Below are 25,321 nucleotides of genomic sequence, written 5' to 3' on the forward strand. Positions count from 1 at the left end.
ATATTTAATTATTTATTATTGTAAAAACCTGTATCGCTATTCTAGGACGAGACACGGGCTGTAAAAAAGAATAATTCCGGCTTTGTGTATCTTCCGGTAAATGGATTGGGCTAGCAGTGGTGCATAAAAAGAATCTTATTGGTCTTCTGAAAAAAGGCTTGTAAAGCTAAAGGTTTCTCCGTTAAACAAACCTTTATCGCTCAGCTTAAGCGAAGGGATTACCAGGAGAGCCATAAAACTCAGGGTCATAAAGGGTGAGCTTAACTTACTACCCATGGATTTGGCAAAGGCATCCACATGGCTGTAAGCAGCGGCTACCTCATACCCGTCATCGGCCGACATTAGCCCTGCTACCGGTAAAGGGAGTACTTTTTCCTCTTTGTCCTTTACGGCTGCCACTCCGCCCTTTGCTTCTATCAGTAAATTAATGGCTTTCGTAATTTCTTTATCATTGGTACCTACCGCTATCAGGTTATGAGAGTCGTGGGCAACACTTGAAGCAATGGCTCCTTCCTTCATTCCAAATCCCCTGATAAAAGCAATGGCTGGTTCGTTATTTTGAGTATAACGATTGAGTACGACCAGTTTTAGAATATCTCGTGAAGGATCTGGGGAAACAAATCCCTCTTCAATCAGTGCTTCTTCTGTAATCGATTTGGTAATCAGCTGCCCGTCTGAGGCTTCAATAATTTGTATATGCTTCTCTTTTGCCGCTATGCGTAGCTGGTTGTCCTGGAGAGGGGAGGCATCAAATTTATTGATGATATTGCTTTGGGAGCGTGGAATCAGGCTTTTGCCATTTTCTGCTACCAGCTGTCCGTTGAGGTAGGTCTTCAGAACTTCAAAATTCTGCAAATCTTTCACCACAATTAAATCGGCAGGATCTCCTTCTTTTAGTTGGCCCAGCTCCAGTCCATAATGCGCTACCGGGTTTACACAGGCTGCCTGCAGTACTTTAAAGGAATCGACGCCCCTTTTTACAGCCCGGGCAGCGAGCTGGTTAATATGTCCTTCTACCAGGTTGTCGGGGTGTTTGTCGTCGGAGCAGAACATCATTTGGGCCGAGTGCTCATGCAGGAGGTCAACGAGGGCATCAAAGTTCTTGGCGGCGCTTCCTTCACGAATCAGGATTTTCATGCCGCAGGCCAGTTTATCCAGGGCTTCTTCGGCTGTAAAGCATTCGTGGTCGGTGCTGATGCCGGCAGTGGCATAGTCATGCGCTTGCTGTCCTTTCAGGCCAGGTGCGTGGCCGTCGACCGGGCGATTGTGCTTTTGCGCGATGCGGATTTTTTCCATTACCTCAGGATCTTTCTGCAGTACACCGGGCCAGTTCATCATTTCGGCCAGGTACTTAATGTCCGGGTTTTGGAACAGGCGGTCAATGTCGTTGGGGCTAATAACGGCCCCTGCGGTTTCGAAAGGAGTTGCGGGCACACAGGATGGGGCGCCAAAGTAGAATTTAAAGGGGACCTTTTTGCCATTCTCAATCATGTATTCGACTCCCTCTACTCCTAATACATTGCCAATTTCGTGCGGGTCCGAAACAGTTGCGCCTGTCCCGTGCACAACGGCCAGGCGGGCAAATTCGGCAGGTACCAGCATGGAGCTTTCGATGTGCACATGGGCATCGACAAAAGGAGGGAGGATGAAAACTTCAGGCGCGTTGTCTATCTCCTGAATTGATTGAATTTTCCCATCTTCTATCCTTATTTCCACGCCCTTTATTGTCTGCTCGCTTATCCTGACCAACTGGCCCCGAATGATTTGTTGTTCTTGATTTACCATTAAAAAGTTGGTTGTTTTAGGTTTAAGTTTCAGGAACTATTTTGTTCTTACAATCGATATGCGAGTAATAATTCCTATATTTGCATCGAACTTAAAAGTATGGAAAATTTAAGAAAAGGCCTGAAGAGAACGGTTTATTTGATGTTGATACTCTCTTTAAGTATGAGTGCCTGCCAGACAACTAAGAAAGGGAAACGGCAGCCGAAGAGCGGACCCATTCCCTGTCCGGTAAAAGATTGTTAACTTAAAGCAAATTTTTGCTTGTAAAGCCTTATTAAAGGCTTTTACTTTGTTATACCTGTAGAGAACAGGAAAATGCTGGTTTGAATGAAGAAGATTGTTATTGCCATAGATGGTTTCTCGGCATGTGGGAAAAGTTCAACTGCAAAAAGAGTGGCCGCTAAATTAAATTATGCTTATATCGATACCGGTGCCATGTACCGGGCAGTAACCTATTATTTTCTGGAAAATTACATCAACCTCACCAACCCAAAGGCGGTGGAAGATGCCCTCAAAAAGATCCACATTGAGTTTCATCATAACCAGCGAAGCGAATCAAACGAAACCTATTTGAATGGCCTCAATGTAGAGGATGAAATCCGGCAGATGCGGATATCTGATAAGGTAAGTGAGGTGAGTGCGCTGCCGCAGGTACGGAGCTGTATGGTAGAGCAACAGCGAAAAATGGGGCGAAAGAAAGGCGTAGTGATGGATGGGCGCGATATTGGAACCGCTGTATTTCCTTCGGCAGAGCTGAAAATTTTTATGACAGCCGACTTTGAAACCCGATCGGCCCGTCGCCAGAAAGAGCTGCTGGAAAAGGACCAGCTTGTAGACCTTGAGGATATAAAAAAGAACCTGCTGAAGCGGGACCACATTGACACTACCCGGCAGGAAAACCCCCTCCGCCAGGCGGAAGATGCCCATGTCATTGATACCACTCATGTTACCCTCGACGAGCAGGTGGACATGATTTTACATCTGGCGGCCACTAAAATAATTGATAATGAACCCTCTGCCTAAGACTACTGAAAGATGGAAGTTACGATAGATAAAAATTCCGGATATTGCTTTGGTGTGGAATTTGCCATCCAGATGGCTGAAGATGAGTTAGAAGGAGAAAATACCTTATACTGTCTGGGCGATATTGTGCATAACGATATGGAAGTGCGACGCCTGTACGAAAAAGGACTACGCATTATTGATCGGGATGAGCTGAAGGAGCTCAGGGATTGTAAAGTGCTGATTCGTGCCCACGGCGAGCCACCAGAGACCTATCAGCTGGCCCTGAAAAATAATATTGAGCTGATTGACGCTTCCTGCCCGGTGGTACTTAAGTTACAAAACCGGGTAAAGCACTCTTACGATAAAATGCAGGAAGTGAAAGGGCAGGTAGTGATTTATGGCCAGAAAGGGCATGCCGAAGTAGTAGGGCTCACCGGTCAAACGAATAAAGAAGCCATTGTGGTCACCACTCCCGAAGACTTAAAGGCAGTTGACTTTAGCCGCCCCGTAACTTTGTATAGCCAGACGACAAAGAGCACGAAGGGCTTTTATGATATAAAAGAGCGGATTGAAGAGCAGCTGAAAGCGCAGCGGGGAGGAGAATTAACCGTAATGGACTTTAATGCCAACGATAGTATATGCAGGCAGGTGAGTAATCGGGAACCTCAGCTAAGCCGCTTTTCGCAGCAGCATGATGTAATCGTATTTGTGAGTGGTAAAAAAAGCTCTAATGGCAAAGCCTTGTACAGCGTGTGCCGTCAGCAGAATGAAAAAAGCTATTTCATTGAAAATGAGAGTGAATTGGAGCCTTCCTGGTTTAATGGTACCAAAAGTGTTGGAATCTGTGGGGCAACCTCTACCCCCATGTGGCTAATGGAGCGGGTGGCGAAGCACATAAAGGGCATGGCCGCTGAAACTCAGCCGGCTTATTAAAAGTGAAAAATCGCGGGCTACTGCCCGGCGGCGGAGGTAGCATTTAAATAAAATATGCTGTTTTTATTGTCGCATTTTTTACTATTTTTGCAGCGTTTTGTACGATAAAATACATTTGATAGATAGAAAATGTCCAAAGTTATCAAGCTCAAAAAAGGATTTAATATAAATCTGGCCGGTAAGGCAGAGAAAAGGCTGGGGGGAGAGGTACTTCCTGAAATATTTGCCCTTAAACCCACGGACTTTCACGGCATCAAAAGGCCTAAACTTTTGGTAAATGAAGGAGATACCGTAAAAGCCGGAACGCCAATCCTTTTTGATAAGATGCTGGAATCGGTCATGTTTACAGCACCGGTAAGCGGCGAAGTGGTGGAAATAAAGCGCGGAGCAAAGCGGAAGTTGCTTGAAATAAAAATTCTGGCCGATAAGCAAATTGCTTATGAATCCTTTCCGAAGCATTCAGCGGGCGATATTTCAAACCTTAGCCGGGAACTAATTCTGGACCAGTTGCTAAAAAGCGGGTTGTGGCCCAATATCATCCAGCGGCCTTACGGCATCATAGCCGACCCGACAGAAACGCCAAAATCCATTTTCATTTCCACTTTCGATACCGCTCCACTGGCGCCGGATTACAACTTCCTGCTGAAAGGACAGGAGGCTCATTTCCAGACAGGCCTGGATGTGCTGAAAAAGCTGACAACAGGAAATGTTCACCTTGGCCTGAAAGGAGAAGGAGAGGTAGCCCCGGTTTTTGCACAGGCTAAAAACGTGCAGCTCCACAAGTTCAGCGGTAAACACCCTGCCGGAAACGTAGGCGTACAAATTCACCATATCGACCCGATTAATAAAGGCGATATTGTGTGGACGGTAAAGCCACAGGCAGTAGCCCAGATAGGAAAGCTCTTTACAGAAGGTATTTATGATGCCAGTAAAATTATTGCACTGGTGGGCTCTGAAGTAAAGGAGCCGCAATACTACCGTACCTATGTAGGAGCAGGCGTTAGTCGCCTGACAGAGGGTAAGGTAAAGGCCGGTAAAAACCGCTTTATCAGCGGTAATGTGCTGACTGGAGAGAAAGTGGCAGAAGATGGCTTCCTCGGATTTTATGATAATATGCTTACGGTTATTCCGGAAGGAGATAATTATGAGTTTCTGGGCTGGATTATGCCACAGGCCAATGTACCAAGTTTCCACCGGGCATTTGGTTTGCTGTCGTTCCTGAACCCTAAAAAGGAATTTGTAGTCGATACCAATACAAAAGGAGAAGAACGGGCATTTGTGCAAACCGGGGTATTTGAAAAAGTGGTGCCGATGGACATCCTGCCCACTCACCTGCTGAAGGCTATTATGGCCGAAGATTACGATGAAATGGAAGCCCTGGGCATTTATGAAGTGGTAGAGGAAGATTTCGCCCTCTGCGAGTTTATAGATGTTTCCAAACACGATGTGCAGGCCATTCTGCGAGAAGGACTTACTTTAATGCAAAATAGTTAAATCATTCAAATGAAAGCTTTAAGAGCGTTTTTAGATAAACAAAGACCACTGTTTGAGAAGGGGGGTAAGTTCGAGAAGTACTACTATGGCTTTGAGGCTGCTGAAACTTTTCTCTTTACACCTAACCATACTACTGCCGCCAAAGGCGTTCAGATCCGCGATGCCGTTGACCTGAAGCGACTGATGATGACCGTAGTGATAGCCATGATCCCGCCACTATTGTTCGGTATCTGGAATATGGGTTACCAGCACTATATTGCCATTGGCCAAGAGCCTGAATTCTGGCAGTCTGTAGCCTTAGGTGCTGAATTGGTAATTCCTATTATAATTGTTGCTTATGCCGCAGGTGGTCTTGTAGAAGGCTTATTTGCGATTGTACGAAAGCACCCGATAAACGAGGGCTTCCTGGTAACAGGTATGCTTATCCCATTGATTTTGCCCGTAACCATTCCGCTTTGGCAGGTAGCTTTGGCTACGATTTTTGCAGTCGTTATTGCCAAGGAGGTATTCGGTGGTACAGGCATGAATGTTTTAAACGTGGCAATGACTGCCCGTGCATTCCTGTACTTTGCTTACCCTGCAGATATGGCAGGCGATGTGTGGGTATATTATGGTGAAAATGCACCGATTGTGGAAGGTTATACCGGTGCTACTCCATTGGCGCTTGCTCAGGAGGCAACCATTGCCGAAACACCTATTCCTGTAGAGCAGGCCTTTGAAGCATCCTGGTTCGGCCAGTTCGAAATGATGAGTGCATGGGATATGTTCTGGGGCGATATTCCTGGTTCTATTGGAGAAACTTCTACCCTTATGTGCCTTATCGGCGCTCTTATTCTGATAATTACAGGCGTAGGAAGCTGGAAGATAATGCTAAGTGTGTTTGCAGGTGCCTATGCTATGGGTTTATTGAATAATGCAATTGGCCTGAATCCTTTCATGGAAATGCCTGCCTATTACCACCTGATAATTGGTAGTTTGGCTTTTGGTGCTGTTTATATGGCAACAGACCCTGTTTCTGCCTCTCATACCGAGACTGGAAAGTGGATTTACGGCTTCCTTATAGGGGTGATTACCGTAATTATCCGGGTGTTTAACCCTGCCTATCCGGAAGGTGTAATGCTGGCGGTGCTGCTCATGAACGTATTTGCACCCCTAATTGATCATTATGTTGTAGAAGCAAATAAGAAAAGGAGGTTATCCCGTGCGACAGTCTAACGCTTATGTAATTGGTTTTGCCGCTATTTTAACAGTGGTATTGGGAGGATTATTAGCGCTTGCCGCTACAGGTCTCCGCGATAAACAGGCCGCTGCCGAAAGGCTCGATACCCGTACTAAAATATTAAGTGCGGTAATGGAAATTGAAGAAGGAGCGCCTATCGATGCCATATGGGAAGAACGTATTAGATCCCTGGTGGTAGATTTTGAAGGAAATGTGGTAACTGCTCTTGAGAACGGGGAGCAGCTGGTAGCAGAAAAGCTGGATATAGGTAAAGAGTTTGATAAGGCTCCGGAAGATCGACTATTCCCGGTATACAAGTTTATGAATGAAGAAAATCCGGAAAAGGTGGATGCTTATATTATTCCAATGTATGGCAATGGTCTTTGGGATAATATTTGGGCCTTCGTAGCGCTGGAGCCTGATTTGGTGACAGTTCGTGGTGTACGCTTTGACCACCAGGCTGAAACCCCCGGACTGGGTGCAAGAATAACAGATGCAGAGGTACAGGCACGCTTTGAAGGAAAGAAGATCTACAATGATTTGGGCGAACTGGTTTCCATTGAAATGGTAAAAGGAGAAACAGGCGACCCAAGTATTTATGATGACTACCATGTAGACGGACTCTCCGGTGCTACGCTTACGGCCAAAGGCGTTAATGCCATGTTAGAGAAGTATTTCGCCTATTATGAGCCTTACTTCAAAACAATAAAGACGGCAGACGATTCAGAAGTGGAAGAGGCTGCAGAAAGTATTTAAAACACCGTCTGAAAGTTTACTTTCGGCAAAAAATAAATAGCTATGAGTACTGAAACCATAGAAAAAAAAGATACCCAAGTAGAAAAAAAGCCTTCTGAACCTCTTTTGTCGAAGAGGCGCAGGAAGTTTATTGCAGATCCATTGTCTGACGATAACCCTATTACTGTACAGGTACTAGGTATTTGCTCGGCCCTGGCGGTAACCACCCAGATGAAGCCGACCTTTGTAATGGCGGTTGCGGTATTGGCAGTAATTGTGTTCTCCAACCTGATTATTTCTGCCATGCGGAATCTGATTCCAAGTCGAATCAGGATTATTGTGCAGCTGGCGGTAGTAGCTTCCCTGGTAATTCTGGTAGATCAGGTGTTAAGAGCGTATTTATATGATGTCTCCAAAATGCTGTCGGTGTTTGTGGGGCTAATTATTACCAACTGTATTATCATGGGACGACTGGAGGCCTTTGCGATGGGCAACAAACCTTATGATTCCGTGCTGGATGGTCTGGGTAGCGGTTTTGGTTATGCATGGATCATCCTGGCAGTGGCCTTTTTCCGTGAGTTATTAGGCTCAGGAGCCGTATTCGGATACGAGGTGTTTGCAGCCATCGGCTGGGAAGATTTCCCGACGAATGGTCTGATGGTAACACCTGTGGGAGCCTTTATGGTACTCGGATTGATTGTGTGGGCGCAGAGAGCAAAAACTGGTTACGTAGAAAAATAATAAAGTTATGGAGCTAATTAACTTAGGAATAAAATCAATTTTTATTGAGAACATGATTTTTGCCTACTTCCTGGGCATGTGCTCTTACCTTGCAGTTTCTAAAAAGGTAAGCACAGCTACGGGTTTGGGTTTAGCGGTTGTTTTTGTACTAACCATCACGGTGCCGGTAAACTGGCTGCTGCAGGTTTTCGTACTTCAGGAAGGTGCCCTTAGCTGGATAAGTGCAGATTTTGCTTCTGTAAACCTTTCCTTCCTTCAGTTTATCATGTTTATTGCCATTATTGCAGCCATGGTGCAACTCGTGGAAATGATTATTGAAAAAGTATCGCCTGCACTCTATGGTTCACTGGGTATTTTTCTTCCCCTGATTGCGGTAAACTGTGCTATTCTCGGTTCATCTTTGTTTATGGTACAGCGCGATTATACCCTTACCGAAGCTACTGTCTTTGGCTTTTCTTCAGGCATTGGATGGTTACTGGCTATTGTAGCACTGGCAGCCATCCGCGAACGACTGAAGTACTCCAATGTACCGGACGGCTTAAAAGGGCTGGGAATCACCTTCCTTATTACAGGATTAATGGGAATGGCTTTTATGTCTTTTATGGGTATTAATATTTAATAAGAATATTCCAGAAGATATGAAAGGTCTTACAGGTTTCCTGTAAGACCTTTTTAATTTAGGCAGGTAGTATTTACCTGACGGAAAAAAAGAAGGGTTACTCTAAAATGTCGTTTTAAGCAGAACGTTCAAAAAGAGGAAACCTCCTAAAGGCAAAAACAGTTAAAAAGAAGCAGGAGCGAAAGCCAGAGGTTTTATGACTTCAAGCAGTATGAGGAGAGAACTGCTGCTTATTGTTCGCCTTGAATATTTCGCCGTAAATTATTTAGTTATTCTTCATGAGAGAAAGTATTACATTTAGACGCATATTTAATTACTTTTTAAGAGGCCTCCTGGTGCTCGTTCCAATTGCTTTAACGGTATATATTATTATCGTTTCTCTGCAGTGGCTCGATAGCCTGCTGCCTGTTCCGGTGCCTGGACTGGGCCTGGTTCTGATTATAGGGATAATTGTTTTATTCGGCTACCTTGCTTCCTCCCTCATTGCCCGCCCTGTGTTTGAAATGATGGAAGAAGTCCTGATGAGAGTACCTTTGATAAGCCTGATTTATTCTTCCATTAAAGATTTACTTTCTGCTTTTGTTGGTGATAAAAAGAAGTTTACACAGGCTGTTCTGGTTACCCTGAATGAAGCGGATGGAGTTCAGAAGCTCGGCTTTATCACTCAAACCAATTTAGAGGTGCTGGGAGAAGCGGGGAAAGTGGCAGTATATCTTCCGCACTCTTATAATTTTTCAGGAAATTTGTACATCGTGGCAAAAGAGCGGGTTACTTTACTAAATGTGCCGGGTGCCGATGTAATGAAGTTTATTGTTTCAGGAGGCGTTAGTGGTTATACAGAACTTGGCTTAGCAAAGGAAACCCGCGACAACCAGCTGAAGCAGCGGGAACTGACCAAAATCGATTAAGCTGATGTCGCGCCGTTTGGTCATCACCGATATTCATGGATGTTTTCATTCTCTGCGGCAGTTACTGGAGCAAAAGCTTCAGCTAAAGAAGCACGATACCCTTTACTTACTCGGCGACTATGTTAACAAAGGCCCTTTCAGTAAAGAAGTACTCGATTATCTTATGCAGCTGCAGGAGAGGGGATACAAGCTTTATTTATTGAGGGGTAACCACGAGCAGGAGCTGCTAAACTGTATCGACGGAAAAACCGATCTGGACCGCTTAATGAGCAAGGGCGTAAAGAGCCTGCTCAAAAGCTTCGGGATCCGGCACCCACAGGAATTGCCCCGGCTCTATATTGATTTTATGCGGAGCCTGCGTTATTTTTTCGAACTTCCTGAATTTTACCTTGTCCATGCCGGCTTCAATTTTGAAAAAGAAAATCCTTTTCTGGAATCCGAAGAAATGTTTACCATACGCGATTATACGGTAGACCTGACAAAAACAGGAGGAAAAAGGATAATCCACGGGCATTCTCCTACGGCTCTACAGGAAATACTCAGGAGCCTTGAAGAGAGTAGTACCTTGCACTACAGCCTCGATGCCGGTTGTGCTTATAGGGATAACCCCCGGCAGGCCCATTTGCTGGCCTTAAACCTCAATACATGGGAGGTGTATTGCCAGCCAAATATCGATGACTCTCCGAATTATGCCTAAGCTTTTTAGCCCAACATATTCAATTTCTCTTCGTACAATTAATTAACCGTTTGGGCCCTGGGCCCAATTTTTTTAGGTTTTAATCATGGAGAAGAAATTATATGAATGATAGATTTTTCGAATTTTCTTTAGATGTAAACCAAGGACCCATTCTGGCTACTGCCATTCACGACGGGCACCAGGTGCGCAAAGAGTTAAAGGATCTCTTCAGGCTGAAAGATGAAGAAAGGCTGCGGGAAGAAGACCCATACACCGGTAAAATTGCCCGGGCTTTCCCGAACCACCTGGTGGTAAACCGTTCCCGTTTTGAGGTGGACCTGAATAGGGGTGAAGAAAAGGCCGTTTACCAGAAGCCCGAAGATGCATGGGGGTTAGATGTGTGGAAGGAGCCTGTGAGCGAAGAAATGATACAACAGTCTCTCCGGCATTACCACCAGTTCTTCGAGGAGGTAGAGGGTGTAGTGCAGCAAATTATCGACGCTCATGGCTACGCTATTGTGTACGATATCCATAGCTACAATCATCGGCGGGAGAGCCCGGAAAAATCAGCACCAAAAGAGGGGAATCCTGACATTGATATTCTTACAGAGGGGATAGAAATGAAGGTTTGGCGGCCCGTGCTGGACCAGTTAAAGCATGAACTACAGCTTTATCCCTATCCTGACGGACCACTTGATGTACGGGAAGAAGTGCGTTTTAAAGGGGGAGGAAGCAATTTTATGCAGCGGATGCTCAGTCGCTTTGGAGAGAAGGTATTTATCCCTTCTATCGAGTTTAAAAAGATTTTTATGGACGAATGGACAGGTGTCGTGGATGAAGAAAAACTGGGCCACCTGACCAAAGCCCTGCAACAAACAGAAAAAGCTGTTGTGCAGGCAGCCGAAAACAGGAAGAAAATACTAGCATCTTTATGATAGAAACATGGCAAGACGAAAAAGTTATTCATCTGGCTAATCAGTTAAAGAACGGCCAGGGGTTTCATGTAGAATTACCTGGTAAAAGCCTGTTGCACATCGACAGGCCTTTGCCTTTTATTTGTGTTTACCGATATCCGCAGGGTATTGAAAAAACTGCTCATGCCCGTTTGGTAGATGCACAGGCTTCTTTTATTCATCTTCGTTCTGAAGACGAGGATCTTGTGCGCCAGTTCCTTGAGGAGGCTACTGAAATTCTGCGAAAGCAGTTCGGTGCAGTACTCATACTGGAAATATGGACTGTATCGGATGTGGACTACTCCGAGCCGGAAAAAGCAGAGGAGCTGTTCCGGCTCTTCTGTAGCCACAAAGGCTGCAAGGTAACTGCCGAAACCTTACAGAAAGAATTGAACAGCCTGGAGGTTGTTAAGCGCCTTCCGAACCAAGGAGTGAAAATGGAAGAAGAAGATTTTCCTTCCTACCGGCAGCCCTTATTAAAGGCAGATGAGGCAGAGCAGGCCGGGGTCCAGTATATTGGGCTGGCCATTGAGCCTTTCTATTACTCCCAGGCACAGAACAGGCTGTATCCAATGCTTTTCAGAGCCTTTCGCAAAGAGTTTTCCACCGCCCTCCGGAAATCTTTCTTCGATTTTGTAAGGGTGCAAACCCGCTTTAAAGTGAGTCACTTTCAGGGGCTGGGACGCCAGAAGGAAGGTGATTTGGTGTGGCAAATAGACCGGGAGCTGGTCGAAATAAATGATAGTTTTGATTTCCTGCTCCTGGTAACTGTTACCAATCATGAGGAGGAGTGGGAGAAGTTTCAGAAGAGTAATTTTAGTACTCAGCCCACTTTCCAGTACCGCCTGATTCCAGTAGACCCTGAAATGCTGAAGCGGCGGCTATACAACCTGCCCATAGAAGAGGTGGATGACCCTACGCTGGCCTTCCTTTTCAGGGATAAGCGCGACGAGCTGGACCGGCAGCTGAATATGCTGCTGGAGCGGGAAACCCCGTTTTTTAAGTACAGTAGTTTGCAGGTTTTCGGCGAAATAGGAGATGCACTGCATAGGACCGCCTGCGAACTGCTTGAAAAATTACCAGTAGAGGAAGAGGAGGGCGATGAGGAAGTGGAAACCATAGGAGCTGAAGAGTTCGCCGCTCTTGCCCGGGAAGAGATTGAGTGGCTCAGGCAGCAATACCCGGCCCTGGATGCTACTGTGGAACTTCGAAATGATATAGAAGGGCTTATGGTCTCGAAAGGTCAGCTGTTAGTGGACCGTCACTTCCGTACCAGCCGAAAACGGGCAGAAGCCCTCATTCAGCATGAGGTAGGAACCCATGTGCTCACCTTTTATAACGGAAAAGCACAGCCCCTCCAGCAATTATATGCAGGCGCCCCAGGCTATGAAGATTTGCAGGAAGGTCTGGCTGTATTAGCGGAATACCTGACAGGAGGCCTTAATCCCGGTCGTTTAAGAATTTTGGCGGCAAGGGTAGTTGCGGTAAAGCATATGCTGGGTGGAGCCAGTTTTATCGATACCTTTCAGCTGCTCCATGAAAAGTGGAACTTCTCAGCCGAATCGGCTTTCTCTCTCACCACCAGAGTATATCGCGGAGGTGGTCTTACCAAAGATGCTGTTTACCTGAAAGGGCTGATTGAGCTGCTCCGTTACCTTTCAAGCGGCGGAGCTTTAGAGCCTCTTTTAATTGGTAAAATCCGGCAGGATTATCTTCCCTTTATTGATGAACTCATGAGCCGAAAAATTCTGCAGCCTGCCCCTTTAAAACCCCGCTATCTGAGCAGCGAAGAGAGTAAGCGAAAGCTTAAAAAACTAAAAGCCGGGGCAAACGTTTTTAACCTTGTAGATCCAAATTTTTAAATTTCAATAATGAGAATAGCTTTTATATTAGATGATGTAGCCACAGAAGATGAGCGGTATACCTCCATGATGCTGGCCCATACCATGCATAACAGTGGCCATGAGGTGTTATTATCGGATGTGAGAAACCTTGCCTATTACCCGGATGGACATATGGGGGTAAAAGTGAGAAGAGCTCCCAAAAAAACATATAAAACACAGCAGGAATATGTAGCCGACGTAAAAAGCGATAAGGCGATCACAGAAAAAATAATGGCTCCTGATCTGGATGTGCTCCTGATAAGAAATGATCCTTCTGCGGCCCCGGCAAGTGAGCCCTGGGCACAGATTCCTGGTGTTGTGTTCGGGCAGATAGCTACCCAGGATGGGGTGATAGTCCTCAACGACCCCTTTACCCTGTCAGACTCTGTAAATAAAATGTACTTTCAGCAGTTTCCGGAAGATGTACGGCCTAAAGCGCTTATTACACGCGATCCGCAGGAAATAAAGGAGTTTTATAAAGAAAATAAAGACAAAGGAATTGTTATTAAGCCATTGCAGGGCTCCGGCGGAAAAGGGGTTTTCCTGGTAAATGAAGAAAGCGCTGCCAATTTAAATTCCATGATTGAGGCAGACCTGAGAGATGGTTATATCATAGCCCAGGAGTACATTCCTGAAGCAGCCAAAGGAGATATTCGCCTGTTTATGGTAAACGGGGAAATTTTTGAATGTGACGGGAAAGTAGCGGCTATTCACCGCTTTAATGCAAGCGGCGATGCCCGAAGCAATATATCTGCAGGAGGCTCAGTAAAGAAAGCAAAAATTACAGATAGAATACGTGAAATTACAGAGCGCGTGCGGCCTAAGCTGGTAAAAGATGGTGTTTTTATTGTTGGGCTGGATATTGCCGGCGATAAACTTCTCGAAACAAACATTTTCAGCCCGGGAGGTTTAACGACAGCATCGGAAATTGAAGAAGTAAACTTTTCAGAGGGCTTAATGAGAGCCATTGAGCGAAAGGTAGAGTACCGGAAGCGTTACGGGCAAACCATCACTAATAAGTTTCTGAATACACTTTGATGCGTTGAATGATGGAAAGAGGTAAAGCGGAATCAGGCCCGGAAGCTGGGTCTGCCAATATCATAGTGGCAGGTGTGGCTGTTTACCTCCAGAAGGGAGATATAACCAGACAGAGGGTAGAGGCCATCGTAAATGCCGCCAATACCAGTCTTGCCGGGGGTGGAGGGGTAGATGGTGCCATCCATCGTGCCGGTGGTCCTTCCATTATGGAAGAATGCAACGAAATACGGAAGCAGCGGGGAGGGGTGGCTACTGGTGAGGCTGTTTATACCTCTGCAGGCAGGCTCCCGGCTACCTACGTTTTTCACACGGCCGGTCCCGTCTGGCATGGTGGTAAAAATGGAGAAGGACGGCTGCTGGCAGAGTGTTACCGTTCCTGTCTTCAGCTGGCAGAGCGGCTGGAGGTTACTTCTATTTCCTTTCCTGCCATCAGTACAGGTGTTTATGACTTTCCTAAACAAAAGGCTGCGGAAATAGCCCTGCAAACGGTTCAGAAATGGCTAAATAAGCATCCGGGTAAGCTAAAGGAAGTCCGCTTTGTAAACTTTGAGGAAGAAAACCATCGGCTGTACCTGGAAGTGCTACAGTCTTTAGATATATAAAAAAAGCCCCGGATAATTCTCTTTTCGTAGAGTGCTATCCGGGGCTGATGTTTTAAGTGGCCTTTAAGGCAGCCTTACTTTTTACGGCTTGGCCTGGTGTCTGCTCTTTTTGCCTCCTGGCTGGCTTTTAAAGCCTCCTGCAGCCTTGCCTGGAAACCCGATACTTTCTTATCCTTGTTCTTAAGCTTATTCTGTTCCAGCTTAGCAATTATCTTGTCATCATCCACGAAACGTCGGATAGCCATTTGCTGACCGAAGGTAATGACGTTCGACAGGAAGTAATAATAGGTAAGACCTGCAGAATAGGAGTTCAGGAAGAACAGGAAGGTAATGGGCATAATATAGCTCAGGGTTTTCATGGGGCCCTGCACGGTTGTCATTTGCTGATTCGACCAGGTATACAATATGGTAGAAGCGGTCATTAGCAGGGTGAAAAGACTCACATGGTCCCCGTAGAATGGAATTTCAAAGGGAAGCTGCATAATAGAGTCGTAAGTCGAGAGATCCTCTGCCCACAGGAAGCTTTCCTGCCGTAGTTCAATCGCATTCGGAAAGAAGTAGAACATGGCAAAGAGTATCGGCATTTGCAGCAGCATCGGCACACAACCGCTAATGGGATTAATGCCCACCTGGCTGTAAAGCTTCATCTGCTCCTGCTGAATCTTCACCATATCATCGCCATACTTTTCCTTTATCTCATCTATCTGTGGCTTTAGTACCCTCGTCTTCGCCATGGAAACGTAAGACTTGTAGCTGAGGGGGAAGAGCAGCAGTTTAATAAGGATTACCAGCAGGAAAATAATTAGACCATAGCTGGTAAAGAACTGCTCCAGGAAGTGAAAGGTAGGAATGATCAGGTATTTATTGATGGGGCGAAGGAAGAAATAGCCTAAGTCCACATTTTTGTCAAAACCTTCCGTTACATCATTCAGTACCTGATAGTTATTCGGTCCAAAATAATACTTGAACTCAGCCCCTTCCTGCAAGGGGGCAGGCGCGATGGCCAGTTCTACCTGTGCATGCTTCAGGAAAACCGTATCGCTAGGGCTGAAGCTGGCAGCCACGCGACCTCCCTCGAAGAACTCATTCGCAATAATGGCGGCAGTAAAGAAGCGGTGGTTCATCCCCACCCATTTAACCCCTAGCTCGATTTCTTCGGCTTCATTTTCTCCGGTGCGGCTCAGCTCTTCATATTCTTCCTCGACAGTAAAGTAATTAACCGTGCTTTTAGGTCTGCTTTCTTCTACTGTATGCTCGAAATTGCGCATGCGGTTTTTCCAGCGATAGAGGAGGGGCGTATCTTCAATAACTCCGTCAAGGCCTTTGGCCTGCAGGTTAAAGCCAAGCTGGTAGCCTTCGGCAGGCAACACATAGCTCTGGCGAATAAAGCGGCCATTGCCCAGCGGCAGCACAAAGTTTACCTGCTGAGCAGGAATACCGTCCAATTCTACGGTTTTTACCTCCGGCTGGTAGTACAGTTCCTTCAGGTCTATAGGTCCATAGCTTGTTTCGGCGATGAGCTCCATCTGGCTGCTTTCTTCAGTAAGCAGGTAGAGCGGCTCCTGGCTATAGGTAAGAAACTCCTTTAGCCATACACTTTTAATCTGACCGCCATGGGAGTCGAAGGTAACTTTAATTTCGTCGTTTTCCAGTACTACTTCTTCAGACTCCCCCTGTATGCCGGCGGCAAAAATACCATAGCGCTGGCTCAGGGCAGCCTGTCGTACCGAGTCATTAACAGCAGTAGGTTCTGCAAGAGCGGCTTCTTCTTTAAAGTCTGTTTCCTGAAGTTCGGCGCCTGCTTCGGTAGCTGCAGGAGTTTCGCCTTCTAAAGGAGGTTCAGGGGCAAAGAAGGTAAAGTACACTACAAAAAGCAGTGCAATCATTACCAGCCCGGTTGCTTGGTTTCTATCCATTGTAACGTATTAGAACGATGTCTTTTATTTGTCTTTGTATTTAAAATCGATGGCGGCCTTTATAAAGCGCAAAAATAAAGGATGCGGCTCCAACACACGGCTTTTCAATTCGGGGTGGTACTGTGCGCCTATATACCATGGGTGGTCTTTGAGCTCCACTACTTCTACTAAGCCGGTTTCGGGGTTTATACCAACGGGTACCATGCCTGCCTTTTCGAAATCTTTTAAATACTTATTATTGAATTCGTAGCGGTGGCGATGACGTTCCTTTATCTTGTTTTTTCCATAGGCGTTGGCCGCCTTACTTCCTTTTTTCAGCTCGCATGGGTAAGAGCCTAGTCGCATGGTGCCGCCCATCATTTCCAGGTTTTTCTGGTCTTCCATAAGGGCAATAACCGGGTGAGGCGTATTGGCATCCATTTCGGTAGAATTGGCACCCTCGAGCCCCAGCACATTCCGGGCAAATTCAATAACGGCACACTGCATACCCAGGCAAATTCCAAAATAAGGAACGCCCTGTTCGCGTGCATAGCAGGCCGTAGCAATTTTACCGGATATACCACGCTCTCCAAAGCCCGGCGCCACCAGTATACCGTCCATCTCGCCTAACAGCTGCTGTACATTTTCTTCACTTACTTCTTCCGAAGGAATAAGCTTTAAATTTACCTTACATTCATTACCGGCGCCGCCGTGTACAAAGGCTTCGATAATGGATTTATAGGCATCAGGTAACTCTACATACTTGCCTACTAAAGCAATATTTACCTCACTGGTTGGGTTTTTAAGGCGGCCCAGGAACTCCTTCCACTGCTCAATATCCGGCTCGTTCTTATGCGGAAGTTTCAGCTTGGTCAGTACCCGCTCATCGAGCTTTTCCTTGCGCATAAGCAGGGGCACATCGTAAATGGTTTCGGCATCGCGGGCCTCAATAACGGAATTAATATGCACGTTACAGAAGAGCGACAGTTTTTTGCGGATATCGTTCGGGAGGTGGTGCTCTGAGCGGCAAACCAGTATGTCGGGCTGAATACCTGCTTCGAGTAACTGCTTTACCGAGTGTTGGGTAGGCTTGGTTTTAAGCTCTCCGGCTGAGCGCAGGTAGGGAACGAGGGTGAGGTGGATAACCAGAAAGTTGTTGGGTCCTACATCCCAACGCACCTGGCGTACAGCCTCAATAAAAGGAAGTGACTCAATATCACCTACGCAGCCGCCAATTTCGGTAATAATAATATCGTAATCCCCTGTTTCGCCAAGGTTAAAGATGTTTCTTTTAATCTCGTCGGTAATGTGCGGAACTACCTGAACAGTTTTGCCCAGGAATTTTCCCTGGCGCTCTGCGGTAATTACGTTGTGGTAAATACGACCTGTGGTAACATTATTCGACTGTGAGGTATCAATACCTAGGAAGCGCTCGTAGTGCCCCAGGTCGAGATCTGTTTCGGCACCATCTTCCGTTACATAACATTCGCCATGTTCGTAGGGGTTGAGGGTGCCGGGGTCGATATTGATATAGGGGTCGAGCTTTTGAATGGTTACCCGAAAGCCTCTGGCTTGCAGGAGCTTACCAAGGGAGGCCGAGATAATTCCTTTTCCTAAAGATGAGGTAACCCCGCCAGTCACAAATATGTATTTAGCAGATGCCATAAGAGATTGTAGGATTTTGACTTACGGGGTACAAAGGTATACTTTTCCAGCTAATAATTTAAACCACAGACTTATTTTAATTGGCCGGCCTATCAGAAGGATAAATACTGTGTTAGCTATCACTCTTTTACGGAAGGGTACAATTGAGATAGTACGTCACTTGTTCCTGAATGCTGTTCAGGCTCATTTAACAATTACTTGAGCTGCTGCTGCTTAAAAAGGTAAAAGACAGCTGTGTTAGAAAGTGTATAAAAATTCCCCATATTTAAAAAATCCTCTCATATTTTGAATTATTAAAGGTTGGTGTTGACTCATTCTTATTGTAAAAGTGCAATAGCAGACAATTGGCTGGATATCTTAGCCCTGTAATAAGTGTGTCGGTTTTGTAAAAAAAAGTTCCCGCGGCTCTTCTACCTTTAAATTCTGAAGATAACAAGGTCTTTCACAGGACTAATGATTTGATAAACAGCATAAACAGGGAACATTTTGAAGAGATATTTACCGTACATTTTTAGCTTCCTATTTTTTCTTGGTAGTAGTGCTGAGGTAATGGCGCAATGTGGGGAATTGATTATTATCGACCAGAATATTGGTGTTGCCAGAACGCAGTCCTGTGCTCCCGTAAACGCAACCCTTTCAGCGGACTACACCTTCCAGAATCCTGTAGATGCCTCTAAGGTACAGTTTCGCTTTTTCCTGAATGACGATGTTACGGCTCCTGTTACGGTAAACGGGATCCAGGATGCCACTAACCCTAATAAGTTTTCGGCTTCAGTAAATCATCTTTATGTACAGGGGAGCGATTGTGACTATACCCCTGAAATTTATATTGTATATGATGGGGTGCTATGTACCGGAACCGGGCAGAGCCAGGCCTTCCATGTGTGGAATACCGATGAGACTAACCCTGGTCCGGTAGTCATGGATCCGGAGGTAGCCGAATTTTGTCCGACTACCCCCATCAGTAATTTCATTTTTCACGACAACACCACTTTCAACTGTAATAAGGAAATAACCAACACCAATCCTAATCGCCAGAACCGTTGGGTGCAGTTTATTTATAACACCGATCATACAAACGGAAAGCTGGTACAAAATGTAACGGTAAACGGGGTGCAGCTGACAGATGCGGCAGGTAATTTCATTACTGAGTTGACAGGCAATGTGGAGCTGGTGCCTTACCCGGCCGATGGGCCTGTTTCTTATACATTGGGGATTAATGCTCCGGCAGGCTCTCCGGTAGGCAACTACTTTGAGGTGACCATGCGGAACTGGAATATCTGTAACCCTTATGATGACCCAAATATTGCCGGCCCACCGGCTGATCCTTCAATGGGAGACAACCCGCCCATTGAAACCACTGCACGCATTCTTATTGTGGCTCCTCCAAAACCGGTTATTACGGCCGATGAAGAGGCCTGCCCGGGAGAGGAGATTTATTTCGATGGTGCTGAAGCCGCAGGTATTACGGGTGTGGGATACGAATGGGAAGTTTATAATGATGTTGACGGGACTGAGCTTTTAGCGTCCAGCAAGGATGCGGACTTCTGGTTCGATGGATTTGCGACAGCCGGTAAAAAACTGGTGAAACTTAAAATTCAGCGGCTGTCGACCCAGGCTGACTGCTGGAGTGTGGTAACAGATACCATAAATGTTTATGATGCGCCAACCGTAAGCGGGAAAATAAATGGAGTGGATGTTCCGGCAACGGAGCTCTGTTACGATCCTGAGAATTCAACCCAAAACATTGTCTATTCTCATGAGATGTTCAGTGAAAACAGCTATAGCTATTCTTACAAACTATTTAAGAGAAACAGCACCAGCCTTACCCCCGATAGTATTCCGCCAACGGTTATTTCCGGCACCAGAGCCGCTAATTCTTCGGCCAGTGTATCTTATACCGCGAGTTACAGTAAGCCTGGTAAGTACCAGGTTTGGCTGGTAAGTGTCGATGCTGTTACAGGCTGCGAAACTATCGACACGAGAACGGTAACCATTTACGATAAGCCCGTAGCCGATTTTACCTTTACCGAATTATGCGAAGGGCAAACTTCGGTTTTTACCGATGCCTCCCTTCTTTCTTTTGCTATTAATGGGGATAAAATTGTTAGCTGGGAATGGGATGTAAACTACGATGGCATCACCTTTTCGGCAGACTATTCAGTAAAAGGTCCTGTTTCGCATACCTATTCTACTGCCGATACCTACAAGGTAGCCTTAAGGGTAAAAACGAGTGAAGGAGCCTGCAGCGATATTGCGATGCATGAAGTAAAGGTATATCCTGTGCCGGTGGCTTCTTTAGACTATGATTATACGGCTCCTGTTTGCCCGGGTGAACTCATTACCTTCGAAAATCTTTCACCTGGAAGTAATACCGCGGCCTTATTTCCGGAGGGCGTAAACTATACGCTGGTACAAACTGATGGAGTGGTAAGCGAGGAATCAGCTTTTCCTGATGCTACCAGGGCTATCAGCTTCGATAATAACACCAATACCGAAAAAGTATATAAACTGCTGCTTAAGGCCACGTCTGTAGAAAGTGCCTGCCAAAGCCTGAGCGATACTTTAGAAGTAAGGGTAAAACCGGGAGCGGTGGCCGATTTCTATGAGCCGGACTACAGCGCTTTTGACGAAAACTGTTCACCGGTAAACCTCAATCTCAAGGTAAGTGCCACCACTCTTGCTCTGGCAGGGGAGTCGCATACATGGGTAATATCTCTGAATGGGGTTACACAGGATAGCCTTACCTATTACCCAACAGAGCAGGAATACAGTGAGTTGAGTTATCCAATAACTAACACGACAGATGCCGGATTAACCTACAAGGTTAAACTGCTGGTGAGCAAAACTGGTGCCTGTGTTCGGCCGGTTACTCACAGTTATCGCGTAAATCCTGTGCCTGCCGCCGAAGATTTCCCTATTGTGGAAAGACGCGACTGCGAGTACAGCTATTTTGATGTAAAAGCCGAGGATTTGGCCGGGGTAAAGAATCTCCACTGGACCATCTTCCCTTTGCCAGAGAACCATGCCACCCTTACGTACGATAATGAATTTACCCTCATCTATAAAAGGCCTGCCAGAAATGAGGCGGCAGAGCAGGTAAAAATCAGCCTGGTAAAAGAAAACTACTTCGGCTGCGAGAGCGCAGAAACCCTTAAAGAGGTAGATAATCTGCCTAAAGTTATTGAAACCGTAGAATTATCGCTGCTGAGCTCCGAATCCGAAGGGTGTAGCCCATTAGTTGCACAGTTCGAGAATACCACGGTGGCTCCCGCAGGTACTATCTATGAATTGTACATCAGGAAGAATGCAGGAACAGAAGAGCTGGCGAATTTATCTTCGGCCGAACTGGAAAACCAGTTTAGCTACACCTTTACCGAACCCGCTTCTTATATTGTTCGTCTGAAGGCCATTGGCCCTGACGGCTGTTCGCTCTATAATACCACTCCTTTAAACCTGGTGGTGTACGACGATCCGCAGCCAAACTTTACCCTCAATAAGCTCGAAGGCTGCGCCCCGCTCGATGCAAGTTTTATCCGCAATATTCAGAACAGCACGAGCAATAGCTGGCTCATTACTGAAAAAGCAAGCGGAGCAGTTGTGTATAACCCGGCAGCAGGGGTGGATACCATTGCTAACTTCCGCTTTGAGAATGCCACTAATATTATAAAGGAATATGAGGTAAAGCTGCTTTCAGTCTCTGATAAAAACTGTTCGGCCGATTCGAGCCTTACCGTAAAGGTATATCCGCAGGCAATCGCCACTTTTGAAATGCCGGCCACGGAGCTTTGTGCGCCCTATGAAGTGGTGGTGAAAAATACTTCGAATAATCCTGCAGGTACCACCTACACCTGGCAATGGGGCGATGGCTCTTCAACCACCAGCGATGCAGCAGAGCTCACCCACACGTATAGTAATGGTTCCTACACCAGCTCGCTCTACAAAACCATTAGCCTTACCGCTCTTACCCCCGATGGCTGTAGCACTACCACCCAGCAGCAACTAACCATCAACCCACAGGTAATGGCCGACTTTGTAACGGATAAGAGCGAAGGTTGTGCACCATTGATAGTGTACTTTACCAACCGCTCCCAGGGCAACAGCAGCAATGCAAGTGGCTGGTACATCAGAAAACAGGGAGACACTGATTTTACAGCACAGGGTCCGAATCTTTTATCGTACCAGTTCGAAAATACCACCAACGCAACCCTCGTGTATGAAGTAAGGTATGTGGCGCAGAGCAGCGGTGGTTGCAGCGATACCTTGAGCAGAGAAATTACAGTATACCCGCAGGTGCAACCGGATATCAGCCAGAATCTTACCACTGGCTGCGCTCCGCTGGAAGTGAATTTCACCAACAATAACCCAAAGGCGCGGGAAATTTACATATGGGACTGGCGCGATGGATCTGAGCGGGATACCACCCGTTACCAGCAAACCGCTATCAGTCATACCTTTACCAATACCTCGTCTTCCAGCCCGCGGAGCTATATGGTACAGGTAGAAGTGAGAGATACCGTGAGTGGCTGTAGCAGCTACATCAGCAAAGAAGTAAGTGTACTGCCGGTTGTTCGGGCAGAGGTTATTCCAAACAAAACAGAAGGCTGTGCGCCATTGCAGGTATACTTCCAGAACAACAGCCAGGGCGCAACGCATCACCGCTGGGAAGTGCGGGTGCAGGGGAGAGCCACTGTATTGTATCAGGAGGAAAATGCCATTCCTACGCTTCCGGTGCTGGAAAATACCGGAACAGCACCAAAGGTATATGAAGTTACTTACACCGCTCGTAACAACAGTACTTCCTGCCAGGATGAGCAGGTGACAGAGATTACAGTTCACCCGGGTGCGGGAGCTCTTTTCAGTATGGACCAGAACACGGTTTGCACCGATACCGAAGTTACTTTTAACAATCTGGATATTAAAGCGGGTATTCAGTATATCTGGAGCTGGAATGATGGGGAGGCGAATGATACCACCACGACCGAAACGACCATCAGGCATACATTTATTAATACATCCACAAGCAGGTCAAAGCAGTTTGAGGTAAAGCTTACCGCCTATAATCCTGCCTCTGGCTGTTCGGCGGAGTACCGGCAAACGGTATGGGTAAATCCTGCCGTATTGCTGCGGGTCGACCCCGATGTGAAAAAAGGCTGTGCTCCGCTCACCGTTAATTTCAACAATCAGTCACAGAATGTATCTACCCATCGCTGGTATGCCCGCAGGGCAGGCAGTGCAGAAAAGCTGCAGGAGCAGGATGGGGCAGAGGCAAGCTTTGTACTGGAGAACAATACAGGCAATGTTATAGAATATGAAGTAGTGTATGTTGCTTCAGCCTCCAGTGGATGTGCAGATTCCACGGTTACGCCTATAGAGGTATACCCTGAGCTCATGCCGGCCTTCACCACTGATTCTATCAGGGTTCGCTTACCAAATTCGACTTTCCAGATCTTTAATGAAACACCTCATGCAGCTGCCTGGAGGTACCACTGGGATTTTGGCGATGGAACGAGCTCGAATGCTGTGCATCCTGGTTCCCATACCTACGGAACCTATGGGCAGTACACGATAAGCATGACTATTTCAAACGGTCTTTGCAGCGAAACTTATACACAGGAGGTGTTTGTCAATGAGATTCTGCCGATTGTCGACTTTGAGTCCATACCGGTATCGGGCTGCTGGCCGCTAACGGTTAATTTTAAAAATAACAGCCAGTTTGCCGACCCTAATACCTATCGCTGGGATTTCGGCGATGGAGAAGGCTATTCAGCCGGCGAAAATCCCACTTATACTTACTACAAGCCGGGCGATTATACCGTAACGCTTTCGGCCAGTAACCCTTCGGGCGAAGTGGTGTCGACCAGCTATGCCATTGTAAATGTATATGGCCGTCCTAAAGTAGACTTTGAGGTGCGGGAGAGTGTGGTATATGTTCCGGGCGACCCGGTATATGTAGCCAACTATACCATTGGGGGCAGCACTTACCTCTGGGATTTTGGCGATGGTACCACTTATGAAGAATTCGAGCCGGTGCATTATTACCAGGAGCCGGGCATCTATACCATCTCCCTGATATCTGTTAACGAATGGGGTTGTGCCGATACCCTGGTGCGGGAAGAGGTGGTAACTGCCGAAGCCGGAGGAAAGGTAAAAATACCAAATGCCTTTACCCCAAGTGCCGGCGGAGCGAATGGTGGCAACATAGAAGCCGGTAATAACGATGTGTTCTATCCGGTGCTGGATGGCGGAATTCTCAAATATAACCTTCGTATATACAACCGCTGGGGGGAATTGCTCTTCGAGAGTAACGACCGCAAAACAGGTTGGGACGGCTACTATAAGGGCCAACTCTGTAAGGCAGATGTATATGTGTATAAAGTGAGAGTGGAGTTTAGTGACGGAAAAATACTGGATAAGATCGGGGATGTCACTTTAATACGATAAGGAAGAGCTTGTAGGGAAGAAAAAAGATAGTTAAACAGAATGAAAAAACTTTTACTTGTAATTTGTTTCATCAGCATTTGGGCCATTGGCGAAGTGCGGGCACAGGATCCGCAGTTTTCGCAGTTCTATGCGGCACCCATGTACCTGAACCCTGGTTTTACGGGTACTGCCAGCCAGCACCGCTTTAACCTGATTCATCGTATTCAGTGGCCGAGCCTGCCAAAGGCTTTTACAACTACGGGTCTTTCTTACGACTACAATATGCGGCGCCTCAACAGTGGTTTCGGGCTGATGTTCCTGCACGATAAAGCCGGAACAGGAGGGATGACCCGCAGCAATATAGGTGGTTTTTATACCTACAAAATTCAGCTGGAGCGCGGCTGGGTCATCAGCCCGGGCCTGCAGTTTTCCTACACACAGGGCAACCTTGACTTCTCTAAGCTTACACTGCCCGATCAGCTGGAGTTTAACGACAGCGGAGTACCCATTACCAGCGACCCCGATGCCCGAAGGGTGCAGGGGACCAGCTTTTTCGACTTTGCCACTGGCTTGCTGGTTTACAATAAGCTGGCCTGGGCAGGAGTATCGGTCTACCACCTTAACGAGCCCAACCAGTCTTTTACCGAAAGTGAAGACCGGCTGCCGGCAAAATATTCCGCCCATGGCGGGGTACGTATTCCGCTCTACAATGGCCCGCAGGAGCGTGACCGGATTTCAAGTATTGCA

General features: G+C 46.5%; 18 protein-coding genes. 15 read left to right on the top strand and 3 right to left on the bottom strand.

The genetic code is table 11. From position 1 onward, the window contains the following. Nucleotides 1–135 precede the first annotated feature (135 nt). Nucleotides 136–1,785 (bottom strand): adenine deaminase, encoded by a 1,650-nt coding sequence (gene ade, locus F752_RS0120465; protein ID WP_017733617.1) that lies wholly within the window; start codon nucleotides 1,783–1,785, stop codon nucleotides 136–138. 327 nt (nucleotides 1,786–2,112) lie between these two features. On the opposite strand from ade, the gene cmk reads away from it, so the two are divergent. The 13 genes from cmk (at nucleotide 2,113) to F752_RS0120530 (ending at nucleotide 14,591) form a co-directional block, all read left to right on the top strand. Then, the gene (gene cmk, locus F752_RS0120470; protein ID WP_017733618.1) at nucleotides 2,113–2,808 is read left to right on the top strand and encodes a (d)CMP kinase; all 696 of its coding nucleotides are present in this window, start codon (nucleotides 2,113–2,115) and stop codon (nucleotides 2,806–2,808) included. A gap of 12 nt (nucleotides 2,809–2,820) precedes the next feature. Beyond that, the gene (locus tag F752_RS0120475) at nucleotides 2,821–3,723 is read left to right on the top strand and encodes a 4-hydroxy-3-methylbut-2-enyl diphosphate reductase (RefSeq protein WP_017733619.1); all 903 of its coding nucleotides are present in this window, start codon (nucleotides 2,821–2,823) and stop codon (nucleotides 3,721–3,723) included. Nucleotides 3,724–3,852: 129 nt separating this feature from the next. After that, a complete protein-coding gene (locus tag F752_RS0120480) occupies nucleotides 3,853–5,217 on the top strand; it encodes a Na(+)-translocating NADH-quinone reductase subunit A (RefSeq protein ID WP_017733620.1) in 1,365 nt (454 codons plus the stop codon). 9 nt (nucleotides 5,218–5,226) lie between these two features. After that, nucleotides 5,227–6,432, top strand: a complete 1,206-nt coding sequence (locus F752_RS0120485) for an NADH:ubiquinone reductase (Na(+)-transporting) subunit B (RefSeq protein WP_017733621.1) — start codon at nucleotides 5,227–5,229, stop codon at nucleotides 6,430–6,432. Further along, a complete protein-coding gene (gene nqrC, locus F752_RS0120490; RefSeq protein WP_017733622.1) occupies nucleotides 6,419–7,192 on the top strand; it encodes an NADH:ubiquinone reductase (Na(+)-transporting) subunit C in 774 nt (257 codons plus the stop codon). Before F752_RS0120485 ends, nqrC begins: the two co-directional genes overlap by 14 nt. Before the next feature lie 42 nt (nucleotides 7,193–7,234). Further along, a complete protein-coding gene (locus F752_RS0120495; RefSeq protein ID WP_017733623.1) occupies nucleotides 7,235–7,912 on the top strand; it encodes an NADH:ubiquinone reductase (Na(+)-transporting) subunit D in 678 nt (225 codons plus the stop codon). 7 nt (nucleotides 7,913–7,919) lie between these two features. Beyond that, nucleotides 7,920–8,531 carry an NADH:ubiquinone reductase (Na(+)-transporting) subunit E gene (nqrE, locus tag F752_RS0120500; protein WP_017733624.1) on the top strand — a complete coding sequence of 204 codons (612 nt, stop codon included), beginning with the start codon at nucleotides 7,920–7,922 and terminating at the stop codon, nucleotides 8,529–8,531. 335 nt (nucleotides 8,532–8,866) lie between these two features. Then, nucleotides 8,867–9,439, top strand: coding sequence for a DUF502 domain-containing protein (locus tag F752_RS0120505; protein ID WP_236614046.1), 573 nt, complete (start codon nucleotides 8,867–8,869; stop codon nucleotides 9,437–9,439). 4 nt (nucleotides 9,440–9,443) lie between these two features. Then, nucleotides 9,444–10,136 (top strand): metallophosphoesterase family protein, encoded by a 693-nt coding sequence (locus F752_RS0120510; RefSeq protein WP_017733626.1) that lies wholly within the window; start codon nucleotides 9,444–9,446, stop codon nucleotides 10,134–10,136. A gap of 101 nt (nucleotides 10,137–10,237) precedes the next feature. After that, nucleotides 10,238–11,050 (top strand): N-formylglutamate amidohydrolase, encoded by an 813-nt coding sequence (locus F752_RS24745; protein ID WP_017733627.1) that lies wholly within the window; start codon nucleotides 10,238–10,240, stop codon nucleotides 11,048–11,050. Further along, entirely contained in the window at nucleotides 11,047–12,930 is a 1,884-nt protein-coding gene (locus F752_RS0120520) for a flavohemoglobin expression-modulating QEGLA motif protein (RefSeq protein WP_017733628.1), read from the top strand. Before F752_RS24745 ends, F752_RS0120520 begins: the two co-directional genes overlap by 4 nt. Before the next feature lie 9 nt (nucleotides 12,931–12,939). Next, entirely contained in the window at nucleotides 12,940–13,989 is a 1,050-nt protein-coding gene (locus F752_RS0120525) for a glutathione synthetase (protein WP_017733629.1), read from the top strand. An 8-nt stretch (nucleotides 13,990–13,997) separates the two neighbouring features. Further along, a complete protein-coding gene (locus F752_RS0120530; protein WP_017733630.1) occupies nucleotides 13,998–14,591 on the top strand; it encodes an O-acetyl-ADP-ribose deacetylase in 594 nt (197 codons plus the stop codon). Between the two features lie 74 nt (nucleotides 14,592–14,665). Here F752_RS0120530 and yidC read toward each other — a convergent pair whose 3' ends face one another. Together yidC and F752_RS0120540 are read right to left on the bottom strand one after the other, a co-directional pair. After that, a complete protein-coding gene (gene yidC, locus F752_RS0120535; RefSeq protein ID WP_017733631.1) occupies nucleotides 14,666–16,507 on the bottom strand; it encodes a membrane protein insertase YidC in 1,842 nt (613 codons plus the stop codon). 24 nt (nucleotides 16,508–16,531) lie between these two features. Next, nucleotides 16,532–18,151, bottom strand: a complete 1,620-nt coding sequence (locus tag F752_RS0120540) for a CTP synthase (protein ID WP_017733632.1) — start codon at nucleotides 18,149–18,151, stop codon at nucleotides 16,532–16,534. A gap of 549 nt (nucleotides 18,152–18,700) precedes the next feature. Here F752_RS0120540 and F752_RS0120545 point away from each other — a divergent pair. Together F752_RS0120545 and F752_RS0120550 are read left to right on the top strand one after the other, a co-directional pair. Beyond that, nucleotides 18,701–24,595, top strand: coding sequence for a PKD domain-containing protein (locus F752_RS0120545; RefSeq protein WP_081604620.1), 5,895 nt, complete (start codon nucleotides 18,701–18,703; stop codon nucleotides 24,593–24,595). Between the two features lie 39 nt (nucleotides 24,596–24,634). After that, the coding region (locus F752_RS0120550; protein ID WP_017733634.1) for a PorP/SprF family type IX secretion system membrane protein at nucleotides 24,635–25,321 on the top strand (687 nt) is incomplete at its 3' end.

Origin of the sequence: Nafulsella turpanensis ZLM-10 (assembly GCF_000346615.1) — a bacterium.
GTDB lineage: Bacteria > Bacteroidota > Bacteroidia > Cytophagales > Cyclobacteriaceae > Nafulsella > Nafulsella turpanensis.

What these genes read in the sequence shown, in the direction of transcription:
- ade (WP_017733617.1), bottom strand. Translation starts at nt 1,785, where the DNA reads ATGGTAAATCAAGAACAACAAATCATTCGGGGCCAGTTGGTCAGGATA.
- cmk (WP_017733618.1), top strand. Translation starts at nt 2,113, where the DNA reads ATGAAGAAGATTGTTATTGCCATAGATGGTTTCTCGGCATGTGGGAAA.
- F752_RS0120475 (WP_017733619.1), top strand. Translation starts at nt 2,821, where the DNA reads ATGGAAGTTACGATAGATAAAAATTCCGGATATTGCTTTGGTGTGGAA.
- F752_RS0120480 (WP_017733620.1), top strand. Translation starts at nt 3,853, where the DNA reads ATGTCCAAAGTTATCAAGCTCAAAAAAGGATTTAATATAAATCTGGCC.
- F752_RS0120485 (WP_017733621.1), top strand. Translation starts at nt 5,227, where the DNA reads ATGAAAGCTTTAAGAGCGTTTTTAGATAAACAAAGACCACTGTTTGAG.
- F752_RS0120495 (WP_017733623.1), top strand. Translation starts at nt 7,235, where the DNA reads ATGAGTACTGAAACCATAGAAAAAAAAGATACCCAAGTAGAAAAAAAG.
- nqrE (WP_017733624.1), top strand. Translation starts at nt 7,920, where the DNA reads ATGGAGCTAATTAACTTAGGAATAAAATCAATTTTTATTGAGAACATG.
- F752_RS0120510 (WP_017733626.1), top strand. Translation starts at nt 9,444, where the DNA reads ATGTCGCGCCGTTTGGTCATCACCGATATTCATGGATGTTTTCATTCT.
- F752_RS24745 (WP_017733627.1), top strand. Translation starts at nt 10,238, where the DNA reads ATGAATGATAGATTTTTCGAATTTTCTTTAGATGTAAACCAAGGACCC.
- F752_RS0120520 (WP_017733628.1), top strand. Translation starts at nt 11,047, where the DNA reads ATGATAGAAACATGGCAAGACGAAAAAGTTATTCATCTGGCTAATCAG.
- F752_RS0120525 (WP_017733629.1), top strand. Translation starts at nt 12,940, where the DNA reads ATGAGAATAGCTTTTATATTAGATGATGTAGCCACAGAAGATGAGCGG.
- F752_RS0120530 (WP_017733630.1), top strand. Translation starts at nt 13,998, where the DNA reads ATGATGGAAAGAGGTAAAGCGGAATCAGGCCCGGAAGCTGGGTCTGCC.
- yidC (WP_017733631.1), bottom strand. Translation starts at nt 16,507, where the DNA reads ATGGATAGAAACCAAGCAACCGGGCTGGTAATGATTGCACTGCTTTTT.
- F752_RS0120540 (WP_017733632.1), bottom strand. Translation starts at nt 18,151, where the DNA reads ATGGCATCTGCTAAATACATATTTGTGACTGGCGGGGTTACCTCATCT.
- F752_RS0120545 (WP_081604620.1), top strand. Translation starts at nt 18,701, where the DNA reads ATGGCGCAATGTGGGGAATTGATTATTATCGACCAGAATATTGGTGTT.